26 protein-coding genes and 1 tRNA gene are annotated in these 24,106 nt (G+C 61.6%); 16 read left to right on the plus strand and 11 right to left on the minus strand.

Features of this window, described 5'->3' with window-relative positions:
- Positions 1-14: 14 nt before the first annotated feature.
- The 8 genes from cydB to ttcA all read right to left on the minus strand — a co-directional run bounded on the left by cydB (position 15) and on the right by ttcA (position 7,804).
- The gene (gene cydB, locus RT582_RS05145; protein ID WP_313476819.1) at positions 15-1,157 is read right to left on the minus strand and encodes a cytochrome d ubiquinol oxidase subunit II; all 1,143 of its coding nucleotides are present in this window, start codon (positions 1,155-1,157) and stop codon (positions 15-17) included.
- Positions 1,158-1,169: 12 nt separating this feature from the next.
- On the minus strand, positions 1,170-2,783 hold the full coding sequence (locus tag RT582_RS05150; RefSeq protein WP_221102987.1) for a cytochrome ubiquinol oxidase subunit I: 1,614 nt from the start codon (positions 2,781-2,783) through the stop codon (positions 1,170-1,172).
- Entirely contained in the window at positions 2,780-2,959 is a 180-nt protein-coding gene (cydP, locus tag RT582_RS05155) for a cytochrome oxidase putative small subunit CydP (RefSeq protein ID WP_044314967.1), read from the minus strand. Before cydP ends, RT582_RS05150 begins: the two co-directional genes overlap by 4 nt.
- 322 nt (positions 2,960-3,281) lie before the next feature.
- Positions 3,282-3,836, minus strand: a complete 555-nt coding sequence (locus RT582_RS05160; protein ID WP_014819712.1) for a putative natural product biosynthesis protein — start codon at positions 3,834-3,836, stop codon at positions 3,282-3,284.
- A gap of 106 nt (positions 3,837-3,942) precedes the next feature.
- Complete coding sequence (locus RT582_RS05165; protein WP_125877367.1) at positions 3,943-4,311, minus strand: DUF2946 domain-containing protein; 369 nt, start codon at positions 4,309-4,311, stop codon at positions 3,943-3,945.
- Between the two features lie 58 nt (positions 4,312-4,369).
- On the minus strand, positions 4,370-5,041 hold the full coding sequence (locus RT582_RS05170; RefSeq protein ID WP_125877366.1) for a DNA-3-methyladenine glycosylase I: 672 nt from the start codon (positions 5,039-5,041) through the stop codon (positions 4,370-4,372).
- Positions 5,042-5,351: 310 nt separating this feature from the next.
- Positions 5,352-6,428, minus strand: a complete 1,077-nt coding sequence (locus RT582_RS05175; RefSeq protein WP_313476821.1) for a 3-deoxy-7-phosphoheptulonate synthase — start codon at positions 6,426-6,428, stop codon at positions 5,352-5,354.
- Positions 6,429-6,979: 551 nt separating this feature from the next.
- The gene (gene ttcA, locus RT582_RS05180) at positions 6,980-7,804 is read right to left on the minus strand and encodes a tRNA 2-thiocytidine(32) synthetase TtcA (RefSeq protein WP_015277775.1); all 825 of its coding nucleotides are present in this window, start codon (positions 7,802-7,804) and stop codon (positions 6,980-6,982) included.
- A 134-nt stretch (positions 7,805-7,938) separates the two neighbouring features.
- Between ttcA and RT582_RS05185 the strand changes: the two genes are divergently transcribed.
- The 4 genes from RT582_RS05185 (at position 7,939) to RT582_RS05200 (ending at position 10,701) form a co-directional block, all read left to right on the plus strand.
- The gene (locus RT582_RS05185; RefSeq protein WP_044314973.1) at positions 7,939-8,532 is read left to right on the plus strand and encodes a DNA-J related domain-containing protein; all 594 of its coding nucleotides are present in this window, start codon (positions 7,939-7,941) and stop codon (positions 8,530-8,532) included.
- 138 nt (positions 8,533-8,670) lie between these two features.
- Positions 8,671-9,270 carry a Yip1 family protein gene (locus RT582_RS05190; protein WP_023443856.1) on the plus strand — a complete coding sequence of 200 codons (600 nt, stop codon included), beginning with the start codon at positions 8,671-8,673 and terminating at the stop codon, positions 9,268-9,270.
- 174 nt (positions 9,271-9,444) lie between these two features.
- A complete protein-coding gene (locus RT582_RS05195) occupies positions 9,445-10,146 on the plus strand; it encodes a Yip1 family protein (RefSeq protein ID WP_313476823.1) in 702 nt (233 codons plus the stop codon).
- 60 nt (positions 10,147-10,206) lie between these two features.
- Positions 10,207-10,701 carry a SprT family zinc-dependent metalloprotease gene (locus tag RT582_RS05200; protein WP_023443858.1) on the plus strand — a complete coding sequence of 165 codons (495 nt, stop codon included), beginning with the start codon at positions 10,207-10,209 and terminating at the stop codon, positions 10,699-10,701.
- A 12-nt stretch (positions 10,702-10,713) separates the two neighbouring features.
- On the opposite strand, the gene RT582_RS05205 is transcribed toward RT582_RS05200, so the two are convergent.
- Positions 10,714-11,892, minus strand: a complete 1,179-nt coding sequence (locus RT582_RS05205) for an MFS transporter (protein ID WP_313476826.1) — start codon at positions 11,890-11,892, stop codon at positions 10,714-10,716.
- A gap of 192 nt (positions 11,893-12,084) precedes the next feature.
- Here RT582_RS05205 and napE point away from each other — a divergent pair, with 192 nt between their 5' ends.
- The 5 genes from napE to RT582_RS05230 are packed head-to-tail and all read left to right on the plus strand — an operon-like array spanning position 12,085 to position 16,189.
- Complete coding sequence (gene napE / locus RT582_RS05210) at positions 12,085-12,264, plus strand: periplasmic nitrate reductase, NapE protein (RefSeq protein ID WP_014819702.1); 180 nt, start codon at positions 12,085-12,087, stop codon at positions 12,262-12,264.
- A 59-nt stretch (positions 12,265-12,323) separates the two neighbouring features.
- Positions 12,324-12,578 carry a chaperone NapD gene (locus RT582_RS05215; protein ID WP_014819701.1) on the plus strand — a complete coding sequence of 85 codons (255 nt, stop codon included), beginning with the start codon at positions 12,324-12,326 and terminating at the stop codon, positions 12,576-12,578.
- Positions 12,578-15,082 (plus strand): nitrate reductase catalytic subunit NapA, encoded by a 2,505-nt coding sequence (napA, locus tag RT582_RS05220; RefSeq protein WP_313476828.1) that lies wholly within the window; start codon positions 12,578-12,580, stop codon positions 15,080-15,082. The genes RT582_RS05215 and napA overlap by 1 nt, the downstream gene beginning before the upstream one ends.
- 11 nt (positions 15,083-15,093) lie before the next feature.
- Positions 15,094-15,582 (plus strand): nitrate reductase cytochrome c-type subunit, encoded by a 489-nt coding sequence (locus RT582_RS05225; protein ID WP_046619968.1) that lies wholly within the window; start codon positions 15,094-15,096, stop codon positions 15,580-15,582.
- Positions 15,583-15,592: 10 nt separating this feature from the next.
- Positions 15,593-16,189, plus strand: coding sequence for a cytochrome c3 family protein (locus RT582_RS05230; protein ID WP_023443863.1), 597 nt, complete (start codon positions 15,593-15,595; stop codon positions 16,187-16,189).
- A gap of 102 nt (positions 16,190-16,291) precedes the next feature.
- Here the strand turns inward: RT582_RS05230 and dcd are convergent, their stop codons facing one another.
- Positions 16,292-16,858: a dCTP deaminase gene (gene dcd / locus RT582_RS05235; RefSeq protein ID WP_003302346.1), complete on the minus strand. Its 567-nt coding sequence runs from the start codon at positions 16,856-16,858 to the stop codon at positions 16,292-16,294.
- 329 nt (positions 16,859-17,187) lie between these two features.
- Here dcd and RT582_RS05240 point away from each other — a divergent pair, with 329 nt between their 5' ends.
- Positions 17,188-17,397 carry a cold-shock protein gene (locus tag RT582_RS05240; RefSeq protein WP_003282211.1) on the plus strand — a complete coding sequence of 70 codons (210 nt, stop codon included), beginning with the start codon at positions 17,188-17,190 and terminating at the stop codon, positions 17,395-17,397.
- Positions 17,398-17,499: 102 nt separating this feature from the next.
- Here RT582_RS05240 and apbC read toward each other — a convergent pair whose 3' ends face one another.
- Complete coding sequence (gene apbC, locus RT582_RS05245) at positions 17,500-18,594, minus strand: iron-sulfur cluster carrier protein ApbC (protein ID WP_023443864.1); 1,095 nt, start codon at positions 18,592-18,594, stop codon at positions 17,500-17,502.
- A 174-nt stretch (positions 18,595-18,768) separates the two neighbouring features.
- Between apbC and metG the strand changes: the two genes are divergently transcribed.
- The 6 genes from metG to RT582_RS05275 all read left to right on the plus strand — a co-directional run bounded on the left by metG (position 18,769) and on the right by RT582_RS05275 (position 24,062).
- Positions 18,769-20,811 carry a methionine--tRNA ligase gene (gene metG, locus RT582_RS05250; RefSeq protein ID WP_313476830.1) on the plus strand — a complete coding sequence of 681 codons (2,043 nt, stop codon included), beginning with the start codon at positions 18,769-18,771 and terminating at the stop codon, positions 20,809-20,811.
- Positions 20,812-20,872: 61 nt separating this feature from the next.
- On the plus strand, positions 20,873-21,085 hold the full coding sequence (locus RT582_RS05255; protein WP_014819695.1) for a cysteine-rich CWC family protein: 213 nt from the start codon (positions 20,873-20,875) through the stop codon (positions 21,083-21,085).
- Positions 21,075-21,767 carry a 16S rRNA pseudouridine(516) synthase gene (locus tag RT582_RS05260; protein WP_014819694.1) on the plus strand — a complete coding sequence of 231 codons (693 nt, stop codon included), beginning with the start codon at positions 21,075-21,077 and terminating at the stop codon, positions 21,765-21,767. The genes RT582_RS05255 and RT582_RS05260 overlap by 11 nt, the downstream gene beginning before the upstream one ends.
- Before the next feature lie 80 nt (positions 21,768-21,847).
- Positions 21,848-21,921 (plus strand) — tRNA-Gly (locus RT582_RS05265).
- A gap of 166 nt (positions 21,922-22,087) precedes the next feature.
- Positions 22,088-23,374: a tyrosine-type recombinase/integrase gene (locus tag RT582_RS05270; RefSeq protein ID WP_313476832.1), complete on the plus strand. Its 1,287-nt coding sequence runs from the start codon at positions 22,088-22,090 to the stop codon at positions 23,372-23,374.
- 64 nt (positions 23,375-23,438) lie between these two features.
- Entirely contained in the window at positions 23,439-24,062 is a 624-nt protein-coding gene (locus RT582_RS05275; RefSeq protein WP_312724137.1) for a hypothetical protein, read from the plus strand.
- Positions 24,063-24,106: the final 44 nt, after the last annotated feature.

Below are 24,106 nucleotides of genomic sequence, written 5' to 3' on the forward strand. Positions count from 1 at the left end.
GCCCGCCCGCGCGGTCAGTACAGCCCGTGGGGGTTGGCTTCGATGGTTTTCTGGGTGAGCCGGCCCCACATGCGCCCGTAGCTCCACAGCGTGTAGCAGAGGATCAGCGGCACGAAGATGCAGGCCACAACGAACATGATGCCCAGCGTCTTCTGACTTGAGACCGCATCCCAGATGGTCAGGCTCGAGGCCGGATCGAGGCTCGACGGGAAGACGAAGGGAAACAGCGCAAAGCCCGCGGTACAGATGCTGCCGACGATCATCAGACTGGTTCCGACGAAGCTCACCCCGCCGCTGTTGCGACTGGAACCGAGCAGCGCCAGCAACGCCCCGAGGACGCCCGCGGCCGGCGCGATCAAGGTGACCGGATAGAGGCCGTAGTTGGCCAACCAGCCGACATTGTCCTGGGCCACCTGCTTGTCCAGCAGCGGATTGAGCGCGGCGCCCGGATCGCTGACCGACAGCTGGCTGAAGCCCTGAATGCCCAGCGCCAGCCAGACACCCGCCGCGACGAAGCCGAACAGGAACACCAGCACGCACAGGCGCGTGGCCTGCCGCGAGCGCTCAGCCAGCGCGCCGTCGGTGCGCAGCATCAGCCAGGCGCCACCGTGGGCGCTGAGCATGCTCAGGCTGACGATGCCGCAGAGCAGCGCGAACGGGTTGAGCAGCGCGAAGAACGAGCCCTGGTAGGTCGAGCGCATCAGCTCGTCCAGCTGGAACGGCAGGCCGAGGAACAGGTTGCCGAAGGCCACGCCGAACACCAGCGCCGGCACCGCGCCGCCGACGAACAGCGCCCAGTCCCAGGCGCTGCGCCAGCGCGGGTCTTCCACCTTGCTGCGATAGTCGAAGCCCACCGGGCGGCAGAACAGCGCGAACAGGACCAGCAGCATCGCCCAGTACAGGCCGGAAAATGCCACCGCATAGACCATCGGCCAGGCAGCGAACAGCGCACCACCGGCGGTGATGAACCACACCTGGTTGCCATCCCAGTGTGGCGCGATCGTGTTGATCGCCACGCGTCGCTCGTTGTCGGTCTTGCCGACGAAGGGCATCAGTGCCATGGCGCCCATGTCGAAGCCATCGGTCAAGGCGAAGCCGATCAGCAGCACGCCGATCAGCACCCACCAGATGAGCTTGAGCACTTCGTAATCGAACATCTCGTATCTCCCTCAGACGCTGCCAGGTTGGGAAGACAGGCCGCTCGGCTGCGCCGACGCCACCCGTGCTTCACGTACGTCCCGTTCGAAGTGATAACGACCGGTGTGCAGACTGCTCGGCCCAAGCCGTGCGAAGCGGATCATCAGGAACATCTCGATCACCAGCAGCAGGCTGTAGAAGGCCACCAGGGCGATCAGCGAGCCCCAGATATCGCCGGCCGCCAGCGTCGAGGTGGACAGATGGGTCGGCAGTACCTCGGCGATCGACCATGGCTGACGGCCATGCTCGGCGACGTACCAGCCGGTCTGCGCGGCGATCCACGGCAGCGGCAGGCTGAACAGCGCAAACTTCAGCAGCCAGGGCTTGGTCTCGGCATTGCGCTTGATCGATGCCCAGCTCGCCAGGGCAAACAGCAGCAACATCAGAAAGCCGGCGGCGACCATCACGCGAAAGGTCCAGAACAGGCTGAACACGTTGGGTATGGTGTCCAGCGCGGCGAGCTTGACCTGCTCCTCGCTGGCATCCACCACATCGGCGGTGTACTTCTTCAGCAGCAGCCCGTAGCCCAAGTCCTGCTTGACCTCATTGAACGCGGCGATGGCTTCGGCCGACTTGTCGCCGCTACGCAGCACCTGCAGCCGCTCGTAAGCGAGCATGCCGTTGCGGATGCGCAGCTCATGCTCGGCGACCAGCTGCTTGATGCCCTTGATCTCCTCATCCAGCGAGCGCGTGGCGATCAGTCCAAGTGCGTAGGGGATCTTCACTTCGTAATCGGTGCGCATCTCCTGCTGATTCGGCAGGCCGAACAGGGTGAAGCCGGCCGGCGCCGGATGGGTGTCCCACTCGGCCTCGATGGCCGCCAGCTTGACCTTCTGCACGTCACCAATCTCGTAGCCGGATTCGTCGCCAAGAATGATCACCGAGATCGTCGACGCCAGGCCGAACACCGCGGCGATGGCGAACGAACGGCGGGCAAAGCCCAGGTCGCGCTTCTTCAATAGATAGAAGGAAGAAATCGCCAGCACGAAAATCGCCCCGGTGACATAACCCGCGGACACGGTGTGGACGAACTTGACCTGCGCCACCGGGTTGAACAGCAGCGCTCCGAAGTCCACCAGCTCCATGCGCATGGTCTCGAAGTTGAACTCAGAGCCCACCGGGTTCTGCATCCAGCCATTAGCGATGAGGATCCAGAGCGCCGAGAGATTCGAGCCCAGCGCCACCAGCCAGGTCACCGCCAGGTGCTGCACCTTGGAGAGCCGGTCCCAGCCGAAGAAGAACAGGCCGATGAAGGTGGACTCGAGGAAGAACGCCATCAACCCCTCGATGGCCAGCGGCGCGCCGAAGATGTCGCCGACGTAGTGGCTGTAGTAGGCCCAGTTGGTACCGAACTGGAATTCCATGGTCAGTCCGGTGGTGACGCCCAGGGCGAAGTTGATGCCGAACAGCTTGCCCCAGAACTTGGTCATGTCCTGATAGACCTGCTTGCCGGTCATCACGTAGACCGATTCCATGATCGCCAGCAGGAACGCCAGCCCCAGGGTCAACGGCACGAAGAGAAAGTGATACATCGCCGTCATGGCGAACTGCAGGCGTGATAGATCGACAACGCTTTCCGAGATCATCTCGGCCCTCCCTCGGGGATCAAACCCCGCGAATCAAGCAAATGGTCGGCAACGCGCACCGAACCGTTCTCGGGAATGCTGGGGGCATCGAACCAGACGTTTTTTATGATCATGAGGATCGCGACCTTGGCCAGCACTACCAGCACGACGTCTCGCCTGAGCGATGACTTGAACATGCCTACCTCCTTGCGTGACCGCCCGAGCGCCAGGCGCTCCGACAGCATGTTGCGATTGAAGGCCCCCTTGGGGTGAGGGCCGACATCCGGGCGCGACGCCTGGACTCAATCGCGGCGCCCCGAACCACCCGTGGAAGCTGCTCTGGTTCGAGGCAGACAAAGTGTCCGGCGCACCCTGCAAGCGGACAACTGCGACAGCCTGCCCCACCCACTCGCGGCAATCTGTGCCAGAGCGGCGCTGCGCTCCAAACAAGCAGTGACACCGGCGAGCGACGCCGGGTCAGGCGCGACGCGATCGCCACGCTGCGGCGCCCTGTCGCAGTCATGGCACACGCAGCCAGCGGCGAAATCCATTGCCGGCCGTGCTCGAGAGCGGGCTCCAGGCGAAGTCCCAGGGCGCCGGCGGCAGCTCCTCTGCCTCGGCGGCGAGCGGGCGGCCGCCCTGGCGCACCCGTGGCTTCCAGTCGAATACATGCTCGCTGTCGCCTCGCCAGCCGAGCACGATGCCGATTGCCGGGCTGTCATCGCTGGCGACCCAACGCGCTGCGGCGGCGAGCATCATGGCCTCGATATGCTCCGGCTCGACCAGCTCGCGGTAGTCGGAGGCCAGCAACCAGCGACAGACGCCGAGGTGGAAGGTCCAGTCCAGCGCCAGCTGGCAGCCATAGGCCCAGGTCATGAACTGACGAAAGATCTCCAGTCCCTCTGGCGGGTCAAGCTTGAGCAGCCGCGGGCAGACATCGAACAGCGCATGCCAGTACGGCAGCAACTTGGCATCCAGATGCACGAAGCTGCGGGCGTTGCTGGGGTAGTCGGGAAAAGGCAGCCGATAGCTCACGCGGCTATCGGCGCGGGTGAATCGTTCCATCATGGTCATGGTGAAATCCCCTGAATCGACTGGGCCGTCGGAAGGCTCCGACAGGTAGCCGTCTCGTCCGCTGCTACCGGGCGGAAGGACGGCGAATCACGTCAATCAGGAAATCTCAGGGCGCGCGCGGATTCAGTGCCGGCCAGTGGTGGCGCGGGCCATGACGCTCAATCGGCGGTAGCGGAGTCGCGCCTGTCGTGCGCCGCCCCAGCCAGGCCAAGGCGAACAGTGCGAAGATGGCGAGGAAAACCGAACTGCACAGCGGGCAGTCGAGGGCATGCTGCGACAGGTCATGTAAATCGGAGGGAAGCGCGCCGAGGCCTACGCCGCCATCATCGCCGGTGACGCAGAACGCGTCCTGCCCCATGGCCAGCCCGAAGCCCACATGGGTGGCGTGGTTCAGACTGCAGACAAATGCATTGAGCAGGATGCAGGTGAAGAGCACCCATACGATCTGCGCACGCTTGTCTTTGACGATGGTCATGTTTCGACTTTACACCGCACGCCTCTGGACGACCCTGCGCCAAACCGTCGCAGCGGCCTCAGTGGTTGACGGTGAACGCCAGCATCGCCGAGAGCTGACACAGCGGACGGCCACTCTCGCTCTGCCACTGATTGAACGCAGCCTGCACCGCAGCCTGGTCACGCTGGCTGCTCGGCACCTTGTCGACGATTTCCTGCGCCTTGAGCGCGGCTACTACGTCATTGCTGGGGACGAAGGTGTCCTTGCCGGCCATGCGCAACAGGCGCGGCGCCGACAGGCCACCGAGCTGGCTGCCGTGCCTGGTCAGGTAGCGCCACAGGCCGACGATGTCGCTGCTCGGCCAATCGGCCAGCAGGTTGCCGAAGCTGCCCCTTTCCTTGGCCACGTCGAGCACGAACTGCGCGTTGCGTGGCACGCTCTTGAGCTTGCCGAGATGACGGATCAGTCGGGTGTCCTGCATCAGTCGCTCGATGTGCTCGCCGCCCATCAGCACGACTTTCTCCGGGTCGAAACCGAAGAACGCCTGCTCGAAGGCCGGCCACTTGGCATCCACCAAGCTGTGCTTGAGGCCGGCGCGGAAGATGCGCAGACTGATCAGCGAGAGGTAGCGGTCATCCGAAACGCTGCGCAGTTGGTCGGCGCTGTGGGGCTGCGGCAGGCGGGCCTCCAGCGCCGCGGCCGAGCCGAAGCGGTTGAGGCAGTATTCGTGCAGCCATTTGTAGTCTTGCATGGTTCAGATCCGATGGTGACGGCAGCGGCACAGGGTGCCGGTGACGAGCCGGCCTCGCAAGTCCGCCGCCATCAACGCAGCTGGGCGGCAGCGGTCAGGTGGCGTTCGCGCAGGCTGGTCTGAACGAATATTCGCGGGCAAGCCCGCTTCCACTGTGAAGCCGGCGCAAACCGGGTGACACCGCTTGGTACGCGTCCCATTGCCCTGACACCAGGCGCGCAGACGGTGGACAAGCTTCGCGTTGTCCACCCTACGAGCAGAACGTCGTTCTGCGTGCGAGCCGGCTCAGACGTGCAGCGGGCTCCCGGCATCAGCCGCGCAGCCGCTGCGCCGCCTGACGCAGCATCTCCTCGGTCGCCGTCCAACCCAGGCAGCCGTCGGTGATCGACACGCCGTAGCGCAATTCACCGGAGAGCGGCTGGCAGCCATCGAACAGGTGGCTCTCCAGCATTACGCCACGCAGGCTCATGTCGCCGGCCAGGCGCTGCTCGATCACCGACTCCAGCACCGCGGGCTGGCGCAGTGGGTTCTTGCCGCTGTTGGCGTGACTGCAATCGACCATGATGCGCGGGGCGATACCCTGCTGCTCGAGCGCGATGCGTGCAGCAGCGACGCTGGCGGCATCGTAGTTGGGCGCGCCGTGGCCGCCGCGAAGGACAAGGTGGGTATCAGGGTTGCCGCGTGTCAGCAGCAGGGCGGGATGGCCGAGATCGTCGATGCCGAAGTGCTGATGTGGATGTTCCGCTGAACGCATGGCGTCGCAGGCGATGCCCAGACTGCCATCGGTGCCATTCTTGAAGCCCACCGGCAGGTCCAGCCCGCTGACCAGCTCGCGATGAATCTGCGACTCGCTGGTGCGTGCACCGATCGCGGCCCAGCCGAGCAGATCGTCGAAGTACCCCGCAGCCAGCGGCTGCAGCAGTTCGGTGGCGATCGGCAGACCAGTTTCGAGAATATCCAGCATCAGGCGGCGTGACAGGTGCAGCCCTTCGGCCATGTTGCCACTGCCGTCCAGATGCGGATCGTAGACCAGGCCTTTCCAGCCGACGGTGGTACGCGGTTTTTCCACATAGGCGCGCATCACCAGCAGCAGCTGATCGCTGACGTCAGGCGCAAGCGCGCTGAGACGCTCGGCGTACTCGAGCGCGGCGACAGGATCATGCAGGGAACAGGGCCCGACGACGACCAGCAGGCGCGGATCACGACTGTCGAGCACGGCGCGGATGGCGTTGCGGTCGTTATGGATGCGTGAGGCAAGGGCGTCGTTCAAGGGCAGACGCTGGCGCAATACCGCGGGGCTGGGCAGCGGCTGCGCGCTGCGGCGGGCGACGCTGGCTTCAGCGGTGGCGACGGGTTGTTGAGCAAGTACGGTGGCGGATGCATTCATGATCTGGCGGTTCCTTCTGCCGGCGCGGGTGGTCCGCGGCGGCGCTAGTCGGGTGTTCGTTCGCGAGCTTTGTGTTCGGTGTCGAAGCGGCTAAATCGCCAGTCGTAGCGGTAATAACGGTCGGTGCGGTAAGTGGTCATAGCGTGCTCCTCGTTGCGTTGGGCCATCGAGTGGCCGAAAAAACAAAACCCCCGGTCGGGTGGCCGACCGGGGGTTCAAAAACTGCTCTGGTGGCGACCCTGCTTGCTAGGGCGCCTGTGGGGTATCAGGCGCGCCTGTGGCTAAACCAATACCCAAAGTAATAACCAGCGGCGGCAACCTGCTGCCCACGAACGACCACAGTGCGAATGGCACAGGCATCGACAACGTTGAGGGCTACAGGGTTCAGGGACATGCTGATCTCCAGAAGATGGCCGAACCATACTCCGCCAGACATGCTGCTTTCAACCCGCATGGCGAAAAAGCTCGTTGGGTGGGCTTCCGCCGAGGCGATGCGGTGGATGACGATGGCGGACTGAGCAAGCCCGCCCTGCGGAAACCGCGAGCGCGACCTACAGGCTCATCACATCGACGAAGCGCGGCGTGGCGCTGTCATCGATACGCAGGCTCTTGAAATCGAACAGGTTGCGGTCGGCCAGCTGCGAAGGCACCACGTTCTGCAGCGCGCGGAACATGATTTCGGTGCGCCCTGGCGACTTGCGCTCCCACTCCTGCAGCATTTCCTTGACCACCTGACGCTGCAGGTTCTCCTGCGAGCCACAGAGGTTGCACGGGATGATCGGAAACTCCTTCATCTTCGAGTACGCCTCGATGTCCGCCTCGTTGCAGTAGGCCAGCGGGCGAATCACCACGTTGCGTCCATCGTCGGAGAGCAGCTTGGGCGGCATGGCCTTCAGCGTGCCGCCATAGAACATGTTGAGGAAGAACGTTTCCAGGATGTCGTCGCGATGATGCCCGAGCGCCATCTTGGTCGCGCCGATCTCGTCGGCGAAGGTGTACAGCGTGCCGCGGCGCAGACGTGAGCACAGCGAGCAGGTGGTCTTGCCTTCCGGAATCTTCTCCTTCACCACCGAGTAGGTGTCCTTCTCGATGATGTGGTACTCCACGCCGATGGACTTCAGGTACTCGGGAAGGACATGCTCGGGAAAGCCGGGCTGCTTCTGGTCCATGTTCACGGCAACGATCTCGAACTTGATCGGCGCGACCTTCTGCAGATAGAGCAGCACATCGAGCATGGTGTAGCTGTCCTTGCCGCCGGACAGGCAGACCATGACCTTGTCGCCGTCCTCGATCATGTTGAAGTCGGTGACGGCCTCGCCGGCCAGGCGGCGCAGGCGCTTCTGCAGTTTGTTCTGGTTGACCGAGAGGTTGCCCATGTCAGGTGTCCGGGTGAGATGCGAAAGGCGCGCATTTTACGCGCAAAGCAAGCCTGACCGCAGCCCGTTCGCCGCCTGCTCCGATGTGAACCAGCACTGAATGAACACCCGCAGTGCTGTGCTAGTCTCGCCCGATGGACGACCTCTCCCCCGCACTGGATCTGCCAGACCACCTGCTCGTACTGCTGCAGGAAAAACCCGAAGGCTGCAGCGAGTACGAGCTGATTCAACAGCTCAAGCGCCGGCACAGCACGCATGTGCCCAACCTGCCGCTGACCGACAAGCTGGTGCTGTTCCGTACGCATTTTCTGGTGTTCAACGCGCTTTATCTGCTGCGCGACCGACTCTGGGCCGAGGGCAGCGGCCATCTGCAGATCAGCCCCTTGCACGTTCAGTTGCTGCCATATGCCGGCGCCAACGCCGGCCTCGCCGAGCAGGACGCCCTGCGCGCGTATTACCTGGATCTCTCCAACCTGCGGGATACCGACGAAGACGATGTCGAACGCCTTCTGGCGAGCTTCTGGACGCGCATGCAGGGCAGCGACGAGAAGCGTGCCGCTCTCGAACTGTTCGAACTGGATCGCTCCGCGCAGCCGCTCACGCTGGAGCTGATCAAGCGCCGCTACCGTCAGCTGGTCGGCCTGCACCATCCGGATCGAGGTGGCAGCACGCAGCGCCTGCAGTCAATCAATCTGGCGATGGAAATACTCGAGCGCTATTACCGCTGACGACATAGCTTCGAAACGCTCTAACCCCGCTGATGCATTGCCGATCGGCATTTCTATACTGCGACGTAAGGTCGCACGCGCCGTCCTCGATGACGACCGCCAGGCGAGGCGACCTCCATAAACTGAGGAGACGCTGGCATGATCAATCACGTTTGGGGTTTGTTCACCCACCCCGGTCAGGAGTGGAACGAAATCCGCGGCGAGGAAGAAACCGTCAGCCACATGTACCTCACGCATGTGCTGCTGCTCGCCGCGATACCGGCGGTATCGGCCTACATCGGCGCGACCCAGGTGGGCTGGAGCATCGGCGGTGGAGAGCCGGTCAAGCTGACCCAGGCCAGTTGCATGCAGCTGGCGATACTTTCCTACTTCGCCATGCTGGCCGGCGTCGCCGTGATGGGCGGTTTCATTCACTGGATGGCACGTACCTACGACGCTACCCCAACCCTTACCCAATGCATCGTTTTCGCCGCCTATACCGCAACGCCGCTGTTCATTGGCGGGCTGGCGGGTCTCTATCCGCACCTCTGGCTCGGCATGCTGGTGGGGACCGCGGCAGTCTGCTACACGGCCTATCTGCTCTACGTGGGGCTGCCCAAGTTCATGAACATCCACGAAGACGAAGGATTCATGTTCTCCAGTTCGGTGCTTGCGGTCGGCCTGGTGGTACTGGTGGCGATCATTGCGCTGTCGGTCATAACCTGGGGCATGGGCATCGGCCCGGTCTACGTCCGTTAACCCAATCCTCACCTCAAAAGGCCGCCTGTGGGCGGCCTTTTCGTATGCCCGCATCATCCCGCGACGAATCGTCTGGACCGATAAGGGAAACCCTCACCGCATCTGCCGTTCTAAAGCGATAACGCCGCTGCAACAGCATTCCTGAGCGGCCCTCAAGGCAGACGGAGACTCGGTATGATCCCGCACTTTGTAACATTGCTCACCCGCCCGGATCGGGCGTGGGCGGACATTCGCCGCGACGAAGAAAAGAACAGCTCCAACTACCTTGTCCATCTGCTGCTCTGGGCATTGCTGCCAGCGGTTTGCATGTTCATCGGCACGCGCTATGTGGGTTGGAGCCTGGTCGAAGCCGAACGGATCTGGCTCGATACCCGCAGTGCCTTCCAGCTCAGCGCGCTGATCTACATCACCATCGTCGCCGGCAACTTCATCATGGGGTTCTTCCTGCGCTGGATGTCGCGCTCCTTCGATGCACGCCCGACTTTCAATCAATGCGTGGGCTTCATCGCCTATGTCATTACACCTTTCTTCCTGGCCGGACTGGGTGCGCTCTACCCGTCGCGCTGGCTGGCCATCCTGGTTCTGGTGGCGGCCGGGGCATACTCGACCTATCTGCTGTTCGTCGGCCTGCCGACGTTCATGCGCATCGATAACCGCAACACCTTCCTTTACGGCGCCTGCACCTGGGGCGTCGGCCTGCTGGTGCTGGTGAACCTGAAGGTGCCGATGATCCTGTTCTGGATGCTCGCACTCGACCCAACCTACGAGCGCGATACCCCACAGAACCAGAGCTATGGCTTCGAGGAGAACCGCCCGCAGGAAGAACGGGGCGGCATCGACAACGAACGGCGCCTCAACGAACGCCCGAACGAGTGACAACGAAGCTGTTTGGCCAGAAACGGTTTGGCATAATGCGGCGCTTGCAGGAGTACCCCAATGCCCGAGCGCCTCAATGCCCGTGTCGAAGCCTGTTACGAGCTGGCCGAGCAGTTTTTCAAGCGACGCTTCACCCGCCCCCAGATAAGCCTCAAGCTGCGCGGGCAGAAAGCTGGTGTAGCGCATTTGCAGGAAAATCTCCTGCGGTTCAATGAGCAGCTATATAGGGAAAACACCGAGCACTTTCTGCGCCAGACCGTCGCCCATGAGGTCGCGCACCTGATCGCCCTTCAGATGTTTGGCTCACGGATTCAGCCTCACGGCGAGGAATGGCAGCTGATCATGCGTGGCGTGTACGAGCTGCCGCCGGATCGCTGCCACACCTATGCGATTCGTCGCCGGTCCGTTACCCGTTATGTCTATCGCTGCAGCTGCGTGGATCAGGATTTCGCTTTCACGCCCCAACGCCATGCGCTGGTGGCGAAGGGGCGCCGTTATTACTGCCGTCGCTGCAAGACCACCCTTGCCTTCAGCGGCGAGCAACGCATCGAATGACGCCAGCGCCTGCTAGAGCGCCCTCGCCCGCCAACCGGCAATGACGAACAACGCCGCCAGCAAAGCCATCAACGGCAACCAGCCCGCGAGATCCCAGACATAACCGGCGCCATAGCCAACCACACTCGATCCCAGATAGTAGGCACACAGGTACAGCGCCGATGCCTGCGCTCGAGCACCCTTGGCATGGCTGCCGACCTGCCCGCTGGCCACGGCATGCGCGGCAAAGAAGCCGAGGGTGAACAACCCGAGACCGAGCACGATGCTGACCAGCCACGACGTCGCGCATAGCCCCACACCAATCAGCATCAGAGCGACCCCACCGCGCAGCACCTGCCGCGCACCGAAGCGCGGCACCAGACGCCCGGCCCAGCCGGCGCTGAAAATCCCGCCGAGATAGACGACGAACAGCAGGCCGATGAGCGTCGAGGACAAGCCGAACGGCTCGCCTGCCAGGCGGAAGCCAATGTAGTTGAACAGCGCGACGAAGCCGCCCATCAGCAGAAAGCCCTGCAGGAACAGTCCACGTAGCACCGGATTGCCCAGATGCAGCCGGAAGTTCGTCAGCAGAATGCGCAGCGAGAGCGGTTGCGCCGTGAAATGTCGCGATGGCGGCAACAGCCAGACGAACGCCACCAACGCCAGCAGTCCCAGCGAGGCAATGCCACCGAGCGCCAGCTGCCAGCCACCCAGGTCACTCAGCAGGCCGGAAAGCAGACGCCCGAGCATCCCACCCAGCGCCGTGCCGCCGATATACAGGCCCATTGCGGCAGGCAGCGACTCGGGCTCGAACTCCTCGCCGACGTAAGCCATCGCCAGTGCCGGCAATCCACTGAGTGCCAGCCCGAGTAGCGCGCGCAGCGCCAGCAATAGTTGCCAGGAATCGACCAGTACGCTGGCCAGCCCGAGCAGGCTGGCCAGACCGAGCGCCGCGGCCATCACCGGCTTGCGTCCCCAGCTTTCGGCAAGCGCACCCGAGATCAGCAGACAGACGGCGAGCGACAGCGTCGTCAGCGACAACGCCAGACTGCTGCTGGCAGCCGATACGGAGAAATGCGCGGCGAGCATGGGCAGCAACGGCTGAATGCAATACAGCAATGCGAACGTGGCGAAGCCAGCGCAGAAGAGTGCAAACGTGGCGCGCCGGTAGGCTGGCGTGCCTCTTGATAGGTGTGCGTGTTCGGCGATCATCGGCGCCCTCGTCTCATGCGCTGACCTGAGAAAAAGCCGCGCAGGCTAGCACGGCTGCTCGCTCTGCCGCTTGCCGGACAGAAAAGCGGTCCGCTGATCGGCCTAACCCCAAGCCACCGCAAAGAACCGAAACGAATATTGCCCTATGCTGGTCTGTGACTAGACTCCCTATATGCCAGTCGGAGTAGAACAATGACAGTAACGCCGAATGACACCCGCCCCGCGGATACCTCGATCAAGCGGGACGAAACCCGCCTCTTCATATTCCTGATCGTCTTCCTGTTTCCCATCCTCAGCGTCGCGCTGGTCAGTGGTTACGGTTTCATCGTCTGGATCGTGCAGATGATCTTCGGGCCGCCAGGTCCGGCTTAAGCCGCTCCTGCCGATCTAATCGGGCCTGCGCCCTGCTGCCAACGGAAACGGAATCACTGATGGGACACCCTCTGCATATCGCCAGCCTGCTGGTGCACTGCCGCCCCGAATGGCTGGCCGCGGTAAAAGCCAACCTGCAACTGTTACCCGGCCTGGAAATGCACCAGGAGAATGCCAGCGGCAAGCTGGTGGTGGTGCTGGAAGCCGAGCACGAATCACGCATCCTTGCCTCGATCGACCATATCCAGCAATTGCCCGGCGTGCTCAATGCCGCATTGATCTATCACGAAGAACTCCTCGAAGGAGACGCCTGATGAGCCTTACCCGACGCCAATTCGCCAAAGCCAACGCTGCGGCCATCGCCGCAACCGTGGCCGGCATGCCGATCGCTTCCAGCGCAAGCAACCTGATTACCGAAGCGGACGCCACCAATCTGAAATGGGACAAGGCCCCTTGCCGCTTCTGCGGCACCGGCTGCGGCGTCATGGTGGCGACTCGAGAGGGCCGCGTCGTCGCCACCCATGGCGACGTCAAGGCGGAAGTGAACCGCGGCATCAACTGCGTCAAGGGCTACTTCCTGTCGAAGATCATGTACGGCTCGGATCGCCTGACCCAACCGCTGCTACGCATGAAGGACGGCAAGTTCGACAAGCAGGGCGAGTTCCAGCCCGTCAGCTGGGAACAGGCCTTCGACATCATGGAGGAAAAGTACAAGGCGGCGCTCAAGCAGGGCGGCCCTGAAGCCATCGGCATGTTCGGCTCGGGGCAGTGGACGATCTGGGAAGGCTACGCGGCGAACAAGCTGATGAAGGCCGGTTTCCGCTCGAACAACATCGATCCCAATGCACGTCACTGTATGGCCTCGGCAGCGTTTGGTTTCATGCGCACCTTTGGCATGGACGAACCCATGGGCTGCTACGAGGACATCGAAGCGGCCGACGCGTTCGTGCTCTGGGGCTCGAACATGGCGGAGATGCACCCGGTGCTCTGGACCCGCGTGACGGATCGTCGCCTCAGCGCGCCGCACGTCAAGGTGGCGGTCATGTCGACGTTCGAGCATCGCAGCTTCGAGCTGGCCGACATCCCGATGATCTTCAATCCGCAGACCGATCTGGTGATCCTCAACTACATCGCCAACCACATCATCCAGAGCGGTGCGGTGAACAAGGACTTCGTCGAGAAGCACACCAAGTTCGCCAAGGGCGCGACCAACATCGGCTACGGCCTGCGACCGACCGACCCGCGGGAGCTCAAGGCAGAGAACGCGGCGGTGGCCAATACCTGGAGCGATATCAGCTTCGAGGACTACGCCGAGTTCCTGAAAACCTACACCCTAGAATACGCCACCAAGGAATCCGGCGTGCCAGCCGAGCGGCTGCAGGTGCTTGCCGAGCTCTATGCCGACCCGAAGGTCAAGGTGATGTCGTTCTGGACCATGGGCTTCAACCAGCACACCCGCGGTGTCTGGGCGAACAACATGATCTACAACATCCACCTGCTCACCGGAAAGATAAGCGAGCCGGGTAACAGCCCGTTCTCCCTGACCGGACAGCCGTCCGCCTGTGGCACGGCCCGGGAAGTCGGCACCTTCTCCCACCGCCTACCGGCGGACATGGCAGTCGCCAATCCAAAGCATCGGGCCATCACCGAAAAAATCTGGAAGCTGCCCGAAGGCACCATTCAGGAAAAGCCGGGCTTTCATGCCGTCGAGCAGAGCCGCAAGCTCAAGGACGGGGTACTGAAGGTCTACTGGACGCAGGTGACCAACAATATGCAGGCCGGCCCCAACGTCATGCAGGAGATCCTGCCGGGCTGGCGCAATCCGGAAACATTTATCATCGTCTCGGACATCTACCCCACCGTTTCAGCCCAGGCGGCCGACCTCATCCTGCCCAGCGCAATGTGGGTGGAGAAGGAAGGCGCCTACGGTAACGCCGAGCGACGCACCCAGTTCTGGCACCAGCTGGTCAAAGCACCTGGCGATGCACGCTCGGACCTCTGGCAGCTGGTCGAGTTTTCCAAGCGCTTCAACGTCGACGAGGTATGGCCGGCCGACCTGCTGAGCAAGTCACCGGAACTCAAGGGCAAGACCCTGTACGACGTACTGTTCAAGAATGGTCAGGTCGATCGCTTCCCCAACGAGGAAATTGCCGAGGGCTATGTAAATCAGGAGGCCGAGGCATTCGGCTTCTATCTGCAGAAGGGCCTGTTCGAGGAATACGCCGAATTCGGTCGCGGTCATGGACATGATCTGGCGCCCTTCGACACCTACCACGAAGCCCGCGGTTTACGCTGGCCGGTGGTGGATGGTAAGGAAACCCAGTGGCGCTACCGCGAGGGCTACGACCCTTATGTCAAAGCCGGCAGCGATGTGCAGTTCTACGGCTACGGCGACAAGAAGGCGATCATCTTCGCCCTGCCCTACGACGTGCCTGCCGAAGTCCCGGACGAGGATTACCCCTTCTGGCTCAGTACCGGACGGGTGCTTGAGCACTGGCACACCGGAAGCATGACGCAGCGGGTCGATGAGCTGCACAAGGCAGTGCCAGACGCACTCGTCTACATGCATCCGGAGGACGCCCGCAAGCTCAACGCGCGCCGTGGCAGCGTGGTGAAAGTCATCAGCAGGCGCGGCGAGATGCAGGCACGGGTGGAGACACGGGGGCGCAACAAGCCGCCGATGGGATTGATCTTCGTGCCGTTCTTCGACGCCAACAAGCTGATCAACAAAGTCACCCTCGACGCCACCGACCCGATCTCCAAGCAGACCGATTACAAGAAATGCGCCGTGAAGATCGAAGTGGTCAGCATCGCCTGAGGAGAACCGCCATGAAATTTCGCCTACTGCCGCTGACCCTGCTCGCGGTATTCGGACTGGCCATAGCCGCCGAAACCAACTACCCCCTGGACGCACCAGCCCCGGACGGTCGCCGTCCGGGCGGGACCATTACCCAGGAATTCACCCCGCCAAAACTGCACGACGAGGAAAACAAGGATGCGCGGCGCGAGCGCAACTATCCGGAGCAGCCACCGACCATTCCTCACAGCATCCGCGGCTATCACGTCGACAAGAACGCCAACAAATGCCTGACCTGCCATAGCCGAGCCAACAGTGCACGCGCCCAGGCGCCGATGATCAGCATCACCCACTACACTGACCGTGATCATCAGACCCTCGCCGCAGTCGCGCCGCGACGGTACTTCTGCACGCAGTGTCATGTGCCGCAGCACGATGTGGAGCCGCTGGTGGAAAACACCTTCAAGAACATCGACGAACTGCTGTACCGGGAAACCTCGCCATCCACCAACGGAAACTGAGGGGGCCTGGATGAAGTCGATCAAGTCGTTTTTCAAACGCTACTGGGCCGTTCTGCGCAGACCCAGCGTCCACTACAGCCTGGGGGCACTGACCCTCGGCGGGTTCATCGCCGGGATCATTTTCTGGGGTGGCTTCAACACCGCCCTTGAAGCCACCAACACGGAGGCGTTCTGCATTTCATGCCACGAGATGGAAGACAACGTGTACATGGAAATCAAGGACACCATCCACTACAGCAACCGTTCCGGCGTCCGCGCCACCTGCCCCGATTGTCATGTGCCGCACAAGTGGACCGACAAGATCGCGCGCAAGATGCAAGCGTCCAAGGAGGTTTGGGGCACGATCTTCGGCACAATCAACACGCGCGAGAAATTCCTCGACAAGCGTCGTGAGCTGGCCGAGCACGAATGGGCGCGACTCAAAGCCAACGACTCGCTCGAGTGCCGCAACTGTCACGACTTCGGCTACATGGACTTCACTCGCCAAGGCAAACGGGCATCGGAGTTCCATTCCACCGCCCTAGCCAGCGGCGAGGCAACCTGTATCGACTGCCACAAGGGCATCGCACACAAGCTGCCGGACATGAGAGGCGTACCGGGCTGGTAACGAGTGCTTGCCAGGTGTACTGGCCAAGCACCCTGCACGCTCCACCGCTGCAAAAAAAAGCCCTGACCATTGGTCAGGGCTTTTTCGTATTGCTCTTTGCCATCAGGCCTTGGGCAGCGTCACGCCGCGCTGGCCCTGGTACTTGCCGCCGCGGTCACGGTAGGACACTTCGCACTCTTCGTCGGACTCGAGGAACAGCATCTGCGCAACCCCCTCGTTCGCGTAGATCTTGGCCGGCAGCGTCGTGGTGTTGGAGAACTCCAGGGTCACATGCCCTTCCCACTCCGGTTCCAGCGGCGTCACGTTGACGATGATGCCGCAGCGCGCGTAGGTGCTCTTGCCCAGGCAGATGGTCAGCACGTTGCGCGGGATGCGGAAGTACTCGACCGTGCGCGCCAGGGCGAAGGAGTTAGGCGGAATGATGCAGACGTCGCTCTTGATGTCGACGAAGCTCTTCTCGTCGAAATTCTTCGGATCGACCGTCGCCGAGTTGATGTTGGTAAACACCTTGAATTCATCGGCGCAGCGCACGTCGTAGCCATAGCTGGAGACGCCATAGGAAATCAGCCGATCGTTACCCTCGGTGCGCACCTGGCGCTCGACGAAGGGTTCGATCATGCCGTGTTCCTGGGCCATGCGGCGAATCCACTTGTCCGATTTGATGCTCATGGCTGGCGTCCTGATTAGATGAAATGGGCGTGCGAAGACGCGCATCTTACCGAGCCTCGTGCGCGTGTAAAAGCATGGCCGCGATGCGCGCCGCAGAGCAGGTCACACCTCGACCGCGCCGCTCGGAGAAGAAATCCAAAATAAAGCTCGCTTTGCTCCAGAAAAAAGGTATTGTTACTGGGCTGCTGCTGCATGTGTCACCGTGAATCGCTACATGTTTAGATTTCGATCCAAATATCGATACGACTCCTATCTCCTTGCACACAGTGATGTTCGGACCTTTTCAGTCCGCACTTTATTTTTCAAAACTTGGTTCAAGGAGACATCAAATGTCCAATCGCCAAACCGGTACCGTTAAGTGGTTCAACGATGAGAAAGGCTTCGGCTTCATCACTCCGCAATCCGGTGACGACCTCTTCGTACACTTCCGCGCCATCCAGGGCGACGGTTTCAAGAGCCTGAAAGAAGGCCAGCAAGTTTCCTTCGTCGCTACCCGCGGCCAGAAGGGCATGCAAGCTGAGGAAGTTCAGGTTATCTAACCTGAGTCTTCTCTGAAAAAGCCTCGCTTCGGCGGGGCTTTTTTGTGCCTGCAATTTATCGCCGGGCGCGGGCGGTGACGCATGGCGTCACCGCCGCTAGGCTCAGTCCTCGGAAATGACGATCTTCGGCATCGACTGCGCGATGATTTGCCCGCTCTGGGCGATACGGGCACCGACGGTACGCGCCACCTCTTGGTAAATCATCGCGATCTGGCTTTCCGGATCAGCTATCACGGTCGGCTTGCCCGCATCCGCCTGACTGCGAATCGCCATCGACAAAGGTAGCGATGCCAGCAGATCGACGTTGTACTGCGCCGCCAGCTTCTCGCCACCACCCTCACCGAACAGATGCTCCGCATGGCCGCAGCTCGAGCAGATATGGATGGCCATGTTCTCCACCACACCGAGCACTGGAATGTTCACCTTGCGGAACATCTCAACGCCCTTCTTCGCATCGAGCAACGCCAGATCCTGCGGCGTGGTCACGATGACCGCCCCCGTCACCGGCACTTTCTGCGCCAGCGTCAGCTGGATATCGCCCGTTCCCGGCGGCATATCCACCACCAGATAATCGAGATCGTTCCAGGCGGTCTGAGTGATCAACTGCAACAGCGCACCGGAAACCATCGGCCCGCGCCAGACCATCGGCGTCTTGTCATCGGACAGGAACGCCATGGACATGACCTGCACCCCGTGGGCCTCCAGAGGGATGAACGCCTTGCCATCGCGAATCTCCGGGCGCGTGCCTTCTGCGATACCGAACATGATGCCCTGGCTCGGGCCATAGATGTCGGCATCCAGCACGCCCACCCGTGCACCTTCGCGCGCCAAGGCCAGAGCCAGATTGGCGGCTGTGGTCGACTTTCCCACCCCGCCCTTGCCGGATGCCACGGCGATGATGTTCTTCACATTGGAAAGCGCCGGCACCTGATCCTGCGCCTTGTGCGGACGCACGACGCAATCGACCTGGACATCGGCGCGACTGACGCCATCCAGATGCTCGATAGCCATCGCCAGCATCTGTGCCCAGCCACTGCGAAACAGCGCAGCGGCGTAGCCCAACTCAAGCTGCACGCTGACCCTATCACCCTGCACCTCGATCGAACGCACGCAACCGGCGCTCACCGGATCCTGATTCAAATGGGGATCGGTGTACTGGCGCAGGACGGTTTCCACAGCTTCGCGAGTGACGGACATGGTTACTCCTAGAAAGACCGAGCAAATCAGACAGGCATCTTACCCCGCACGCCGCTTCCGAGCCCAACACCAACCGGCACTGTCGAAGCCGGGGATGGGCAGCGCGGGTGAAAAATACGCGCCGGGCCTTTATAGTTGCAGACTTTCTTTCGCAATTCCGACTGCAGATTTCCCATGTCCGAAGCTCGCCAGATTCTCGTTACCAGCGCACTGCCCTACGCCAACGGTTCGATCCACCTCGGCCATATGCTCGAGTACATTCAGACGGACATGTGGGTGCGCTTCCAGAAGCTGCGCGGCAATCAGTGCATTTATGTCTGCGCCGACGACGCCCACGGCTCGGCAATCATGCTGCGTGCCGAGAAAGAAGGCATCACGCCCGAGCAATTGATCGCCAACGTGCAGGCCGAACACGGCAGTGATTTCGCCGACTTCCTGGTGGACTTCGACAACTTCCACTCCACCCATTCGGAAGAGAACCGCAAGCTTGCCGAGCTGATCTACACACGCCTGCGCGACGCCGGCCACATCGCAACCCGCTCGGTGACCCAGTATTTTGACCCCGAGAAGGGCATGTTCCTCGCCGATCGCTTCATCAAGGGCACCTGCCCGAAGTGCGCGGCCGAGGACCAGTACGGCGACAACTGCGAGAAGTGTGGCGCCACCTACGAGCCGACCGAACTGAAAGATCCGCGTTCGGCGATCTCCGGCGCCACGCCAGTGCTGAAGGACTCCAAGCACTTCTTCTTCAAGCTGCCGGACTTCGAGGCCATGCTCAAGCAATGGACCCGCGGCGGTGCGCTGCAGGAGTCGGTTGCCAACAAGATCGCCGAATGGCTCGACGGAGGGTTACAGGAGTGGGACATCTCGCGTGACGCGCCCTACTTCGGCTTCGAAATTCCGGGTGAACCGGGCAAGTATTTCTACGTCTGGCTGGACGCGCCGATCGGCTACATGGCCAGCTTCGAGAACCTGTGCAAGCGCCGCCCGGAGCTGAGCTTCGACACGTTCTGGAGCAAGGATTCGACCGCCGAGCTGTACCACTTCATCGGCAAGGACATCATCAACTTCCACACCCTGTTCTGGCCCGCCATGCTGGAAGGCGCTGGCTTCCGCAAGCCGACCGCGGTCAACGTGCACGGCTACCTGACGGTGAATGGACAGAAGATGTCCAAGTCGCGCGGCACCTTTATCAAGGCGCGCACATATCTCGATCACCTGAACCCGGAATACCTGCGTTATTACTACGCGTCGAAGCTGGGCCGCGGCGTGGACGACCTCGATCTGAACCTCGAAGATTTCGTGCAGAAGGTCAACTCCGACTTGGTTGGCAAGGTCGTCAACATCGCCAGCCGCTGCGCCGGCTTCATCCACAAAGGCAACGGCGGCATGATGGTCGACGCCAACCCTGAACCGGAACTGTGGGCAGCCTTCCAAGCCGCCGCCCCGAGCATCGCCGAGGCTTACGAGGCACGCGACTTCGCCCGTGCCATGCGCGAAATCATGGCGCTCGCTGACCGTGCCAACGCCTGGATTGCCGAAAAGGCTCCATGGGCGCTGAACAAGGTTGAAGGCAAGCAGGCCGAGGTACAGGAAATCTGTGCACTAGGCATCAACCTGTTCCGCCAGCTGGTGATTTTCCTCAAGCCGGTGCTGCCGAACCTCGCCGCGGCTGCCGAGCAGTTCCTCAATGTTGAGCCGCTCACCTGGAACGACCATGCGACGCTGCTGGCCAACCACCAGCTCAATGCCTTCACTCCGCTAATGACCCGCATTGAACCCGCGAAGATCGAAGCCATGATCGAAGCATCCAAAGAAGACCTCGCCTCCAGCGAAGCCTCAGCTGCCCCGGCAGGTAATGGCGAACTGTCCAAGCAACCGATCGCCGCGGAAATCAACTTCGATGCGTTCGCCGCGGTCGATCTGCGTATTGCGCTGATCGAGAAGGCCGAGTTCGTCGAAGGCGCCGACAAGCTTCTGCGTCTGACCTTGGACATCGGTGATGCCAAGCGCAACGTTTTCTCCGGCATCAAGAGCGCCTACCCGGACCCAAGCAAGCTGGAAGGTCGTCTGACCCTGTATGTCGCTAACCTGGCGCCGCGCAAGATGAAGTTCGGCGTGTCGGAAGGTATGGTCCTCGCGGCTGGCCCCGGCGGTAGCGAAATCTACCTGCTAAGCCCCGACAACGGCGCCAAGCCGGGCCAGCGCGTCATGTAAATCGGCGTTCGCGTGCCGGCCTCTCGAGCGGCACGCGAAACCCGGCGTTAACGGAAACGCTATGAGCGAGCCTGTCGATCCTTCCAACTGCCCGCTCTGCGGTCAGCCCAACCAGTGCGGCGAGTGCGACCCTGCCGCCGCCCAGCCCTGCTGGTGCTTCACGACCCCAATCCCCGATCACGTGCTCGAGCGCATTCCTGCCACGCTCCGAAATCAGGCCTGTATCTGCGCGCGCTGCGCTCGCAGCCAAACCGCTCTTCCAGATGCGCCTTGACCGCTACCTCGCCAATCGCGCACGCCTAAGTCGTCAGGACGTTCGGCGCCTGCTGGCCGAAGACCGAGTGCTGGTGAACGGCGAAACCAGCCGGATAGTGGATATGGAAGTTCGTGTATTCGACCGAATCGAGCTGGACGGAGAGATGCTGCAAGCGGGGAAAGCGGCGCGCTACCTGATGCTGCATAAGCCGGCAGGCTGCGCCAGCGCTACCCAGGACGCGACACACCGAACCGTGCTCGACCTGATCGACGAGCCGGACAAGCAAGACCTGCACATCGCCGGCCGCCTCGATTTCAATACCACCGGCCTTATGCTGCTCACCAACGACGGCCAGTGGTCTCGCCGCCTGACCCAGCCTACCCGCCTGCTGGGCAAGGTCTATTTGGTCGAAACCGAAGACGAGATCGACCCGGCCTGCGTTGACGTTTTTGCCCAGGGCATGTATTTCCGCTTCGAAAACCTCACCACCCTACCCGCCGAACTCGTACTGCTCGAACCCCGCCGCGCCCGTCTGACCCTGCACGAGGGCCGCTACCACCAGGTCAAGCGCATGTTCGGTCGTTTCAACAACAAGGTCACCGCCCTGCATCGCGAAAGCATGGGTCCTCTGACGCTGGACCTAGCACTGGAACCCGGCCGGTATCGATCGCTGACCGAGCAGGAGATCGCTCAGATCTGAACCCTTTTCGCCTGCCCGCCAGAAAAACCCAATGCCGCCCTTCATTTCGCCCAAGCCTTCTGGTAAAAAGGCACCCCTGAGCGGGCGTCGTATAATGGCATTACCTGAGCTTCCCAAGCTCATGACGAGGGTTCGATTCCCTTCGCCCGCTCCACATACCCGTTTCCACATGTTCCCACATGCACCGGAAACACCCTCGAAGCCCCGCCTAGTGCGGGGTTTCTTGTTTCTACATGCTTCCCGATATGCCCATATAGCATTGCCCACGGTGTACACCAGCTTGTACACTCGCCGAAACGGTCGAACTAAGGTGTACACGGATGAAGCGTTCAGAGATCAAGAATCGCCCGCTTGCCGACACGGTATTAGCGAGCCTTGAGCCTGAAGCCAAGGAATACCGGGAGCTGGACGGAAACGGCCTGTACCTGCGCGTGAAGCCCAACGGACAGAAAGGCTGGCTGCTGCGTCACAAGAAGCCTGACGGTCGCTGGGGCTGGCATGGCTTGGGTGGATATCCTGACGTACCGGCCAAGGTGGCGCGTAAGAAGGCGCTAGAGCTGCGTGATCTGGTAGCCGATGGTATTGACCCGGTACAGCACAAGGCAGCGCAGAGAGCTGCCAGGGACGCCACCGTGCTAAACCCATTCCGCGAGTCTGTGGCCTATTGGTATCAGCGCAAGGTGGATGACGGTCTGGCCGAAAGCACCCTCCGTCTGATGCGTGGCTATCTCGACAACGACATTCTGCCCGCCCTTGGTGACAAGCCCATCACCGAGATCAGCCCGCGTGACTGTGCCACCCTGCAAGAGAAGATCGAGGCCCGAGGCGCTACCAACACCCGCGACAAGATCCGCGTAGCCCTGCGCCAGATATTCAGCCAGGCCATCGCCCGTGGTCTGTGCGAGGTCAACCCAGCGTCCGAACTCGTAACCATCGCCACCAAGAAGCCTAAGGCTCAGCACTACCCTCACCTACTGGAACCCGAGCTGCCGGCCTTTCTGCAAGCCATGCGGGGTAGCACCAGCCGCACGCCTGCCCGTACAGCGACCTGGCTGTGCCTCTGGACGGCTTCACGGCCTGGAATGGTGCGATGGGCTGAATGGTCAGAGATCGACTTCGAAACGGCTCTGTGGACGATCCCAGCGGCCAAGATGAAGACCCGCCGCGACCATGTGGTGCCACTATCCCGCCAAGCGCTCGATGCCTTACGCGAGCTGCACCGCCTGACTGGACGTGGCCGCTATCTGTTCCCTGGCATCGGTGCAAAGCAACCTGTTATCAGCGAGAACACCATTAACCTGACACTGCGCAAAATCGGTTACAGAGGCCGCTTGGTAGGTCACGGCACTAGACATACCGCCAGCACGCTATTACGCGAACACGGGTGGCATAGGGACCATGTAGAGGCTCAGCTAGCGCATAAAGAGGAAGGCGTGGCAGGCATCTACAACCAAGCCCAGTACCTACCCCAGCGCCGTGCCATGATGCAGTGGTATTGCGACTACCTCGACTGCCTGGCCGATGGCATGACACCAGCACAGCGGGCCGACTATGACCGCCGCGTCAACGTCATCGAGAGCAACATCGTCGAGCTGGTGCACGCATGAAAAACGAAAAACGGTCGGATACCCTACCTACAAAACCTACAAAAGGCAGTGGTGGGAGGCGCTGATGGCCGCAAGCGAACTGACTCAAAGATGCTGGATGATTGCCGAGAGCTTGGGGCAGCCTCCCAGTGCCAGCCGGATGGCATATGAAGCCATTGGGGATGAGCTGATGAATCAGCCGATCCAGAGGCACATCGCGCTTTCCATCGCTGGGTACGTTTCAGAATGGAGAAAAAACGGAAATCCCTTTTACATAGATGCGGCATTCATGCTGCTGTACCAAGTCGGCGGAACGCCAACCGAGACAATGATTGCCGAAGATGCTGCCGCTAGAGCTGCTAGGTTCAATGGCTCGCCCGCTGGCACGCCCGATTCGATCAAAAACGACAATGCTGAGTGGTCTGCCCTGATGCTGATGTCGAATCTAATTTTCAACGGGGTATCGCTCCGGGAGTCAGCCCTAAAGGCAGCGTCCTACTACTCGATCAAGTACCCCGGCCTGAAACGCAAGAAAGCATCCACACTTGAGCGCTTCTATTCTCAGAAAATTAGGAAGCGCGGCGTGGAGGATGACCTTTTCCGGAACTGGCGTAAGCATTCAACGCCGGAGCAAGGTGCCCAATGGAGAGAAATTTCCAAGGCGATTCCAGAGTGCCCAGTTGATCTGATCGGGAACAGCAGGGACTAGGCGAAAAAAAGGATTTGGTTTTTTCCCCTCTAAACTGGAACACG

The sequence above is a fragment of the Stutzerimonas kunmingensis genome (assembly GCF_032106285.1).
Classification (GTDB): Bacteria; Pseudomonadota; Gammaproteobacteria; order Pseudomonadales; family Pseudomonadaceae; genus Stutzerimonas; species Stutzerimonas kunmingensis_B.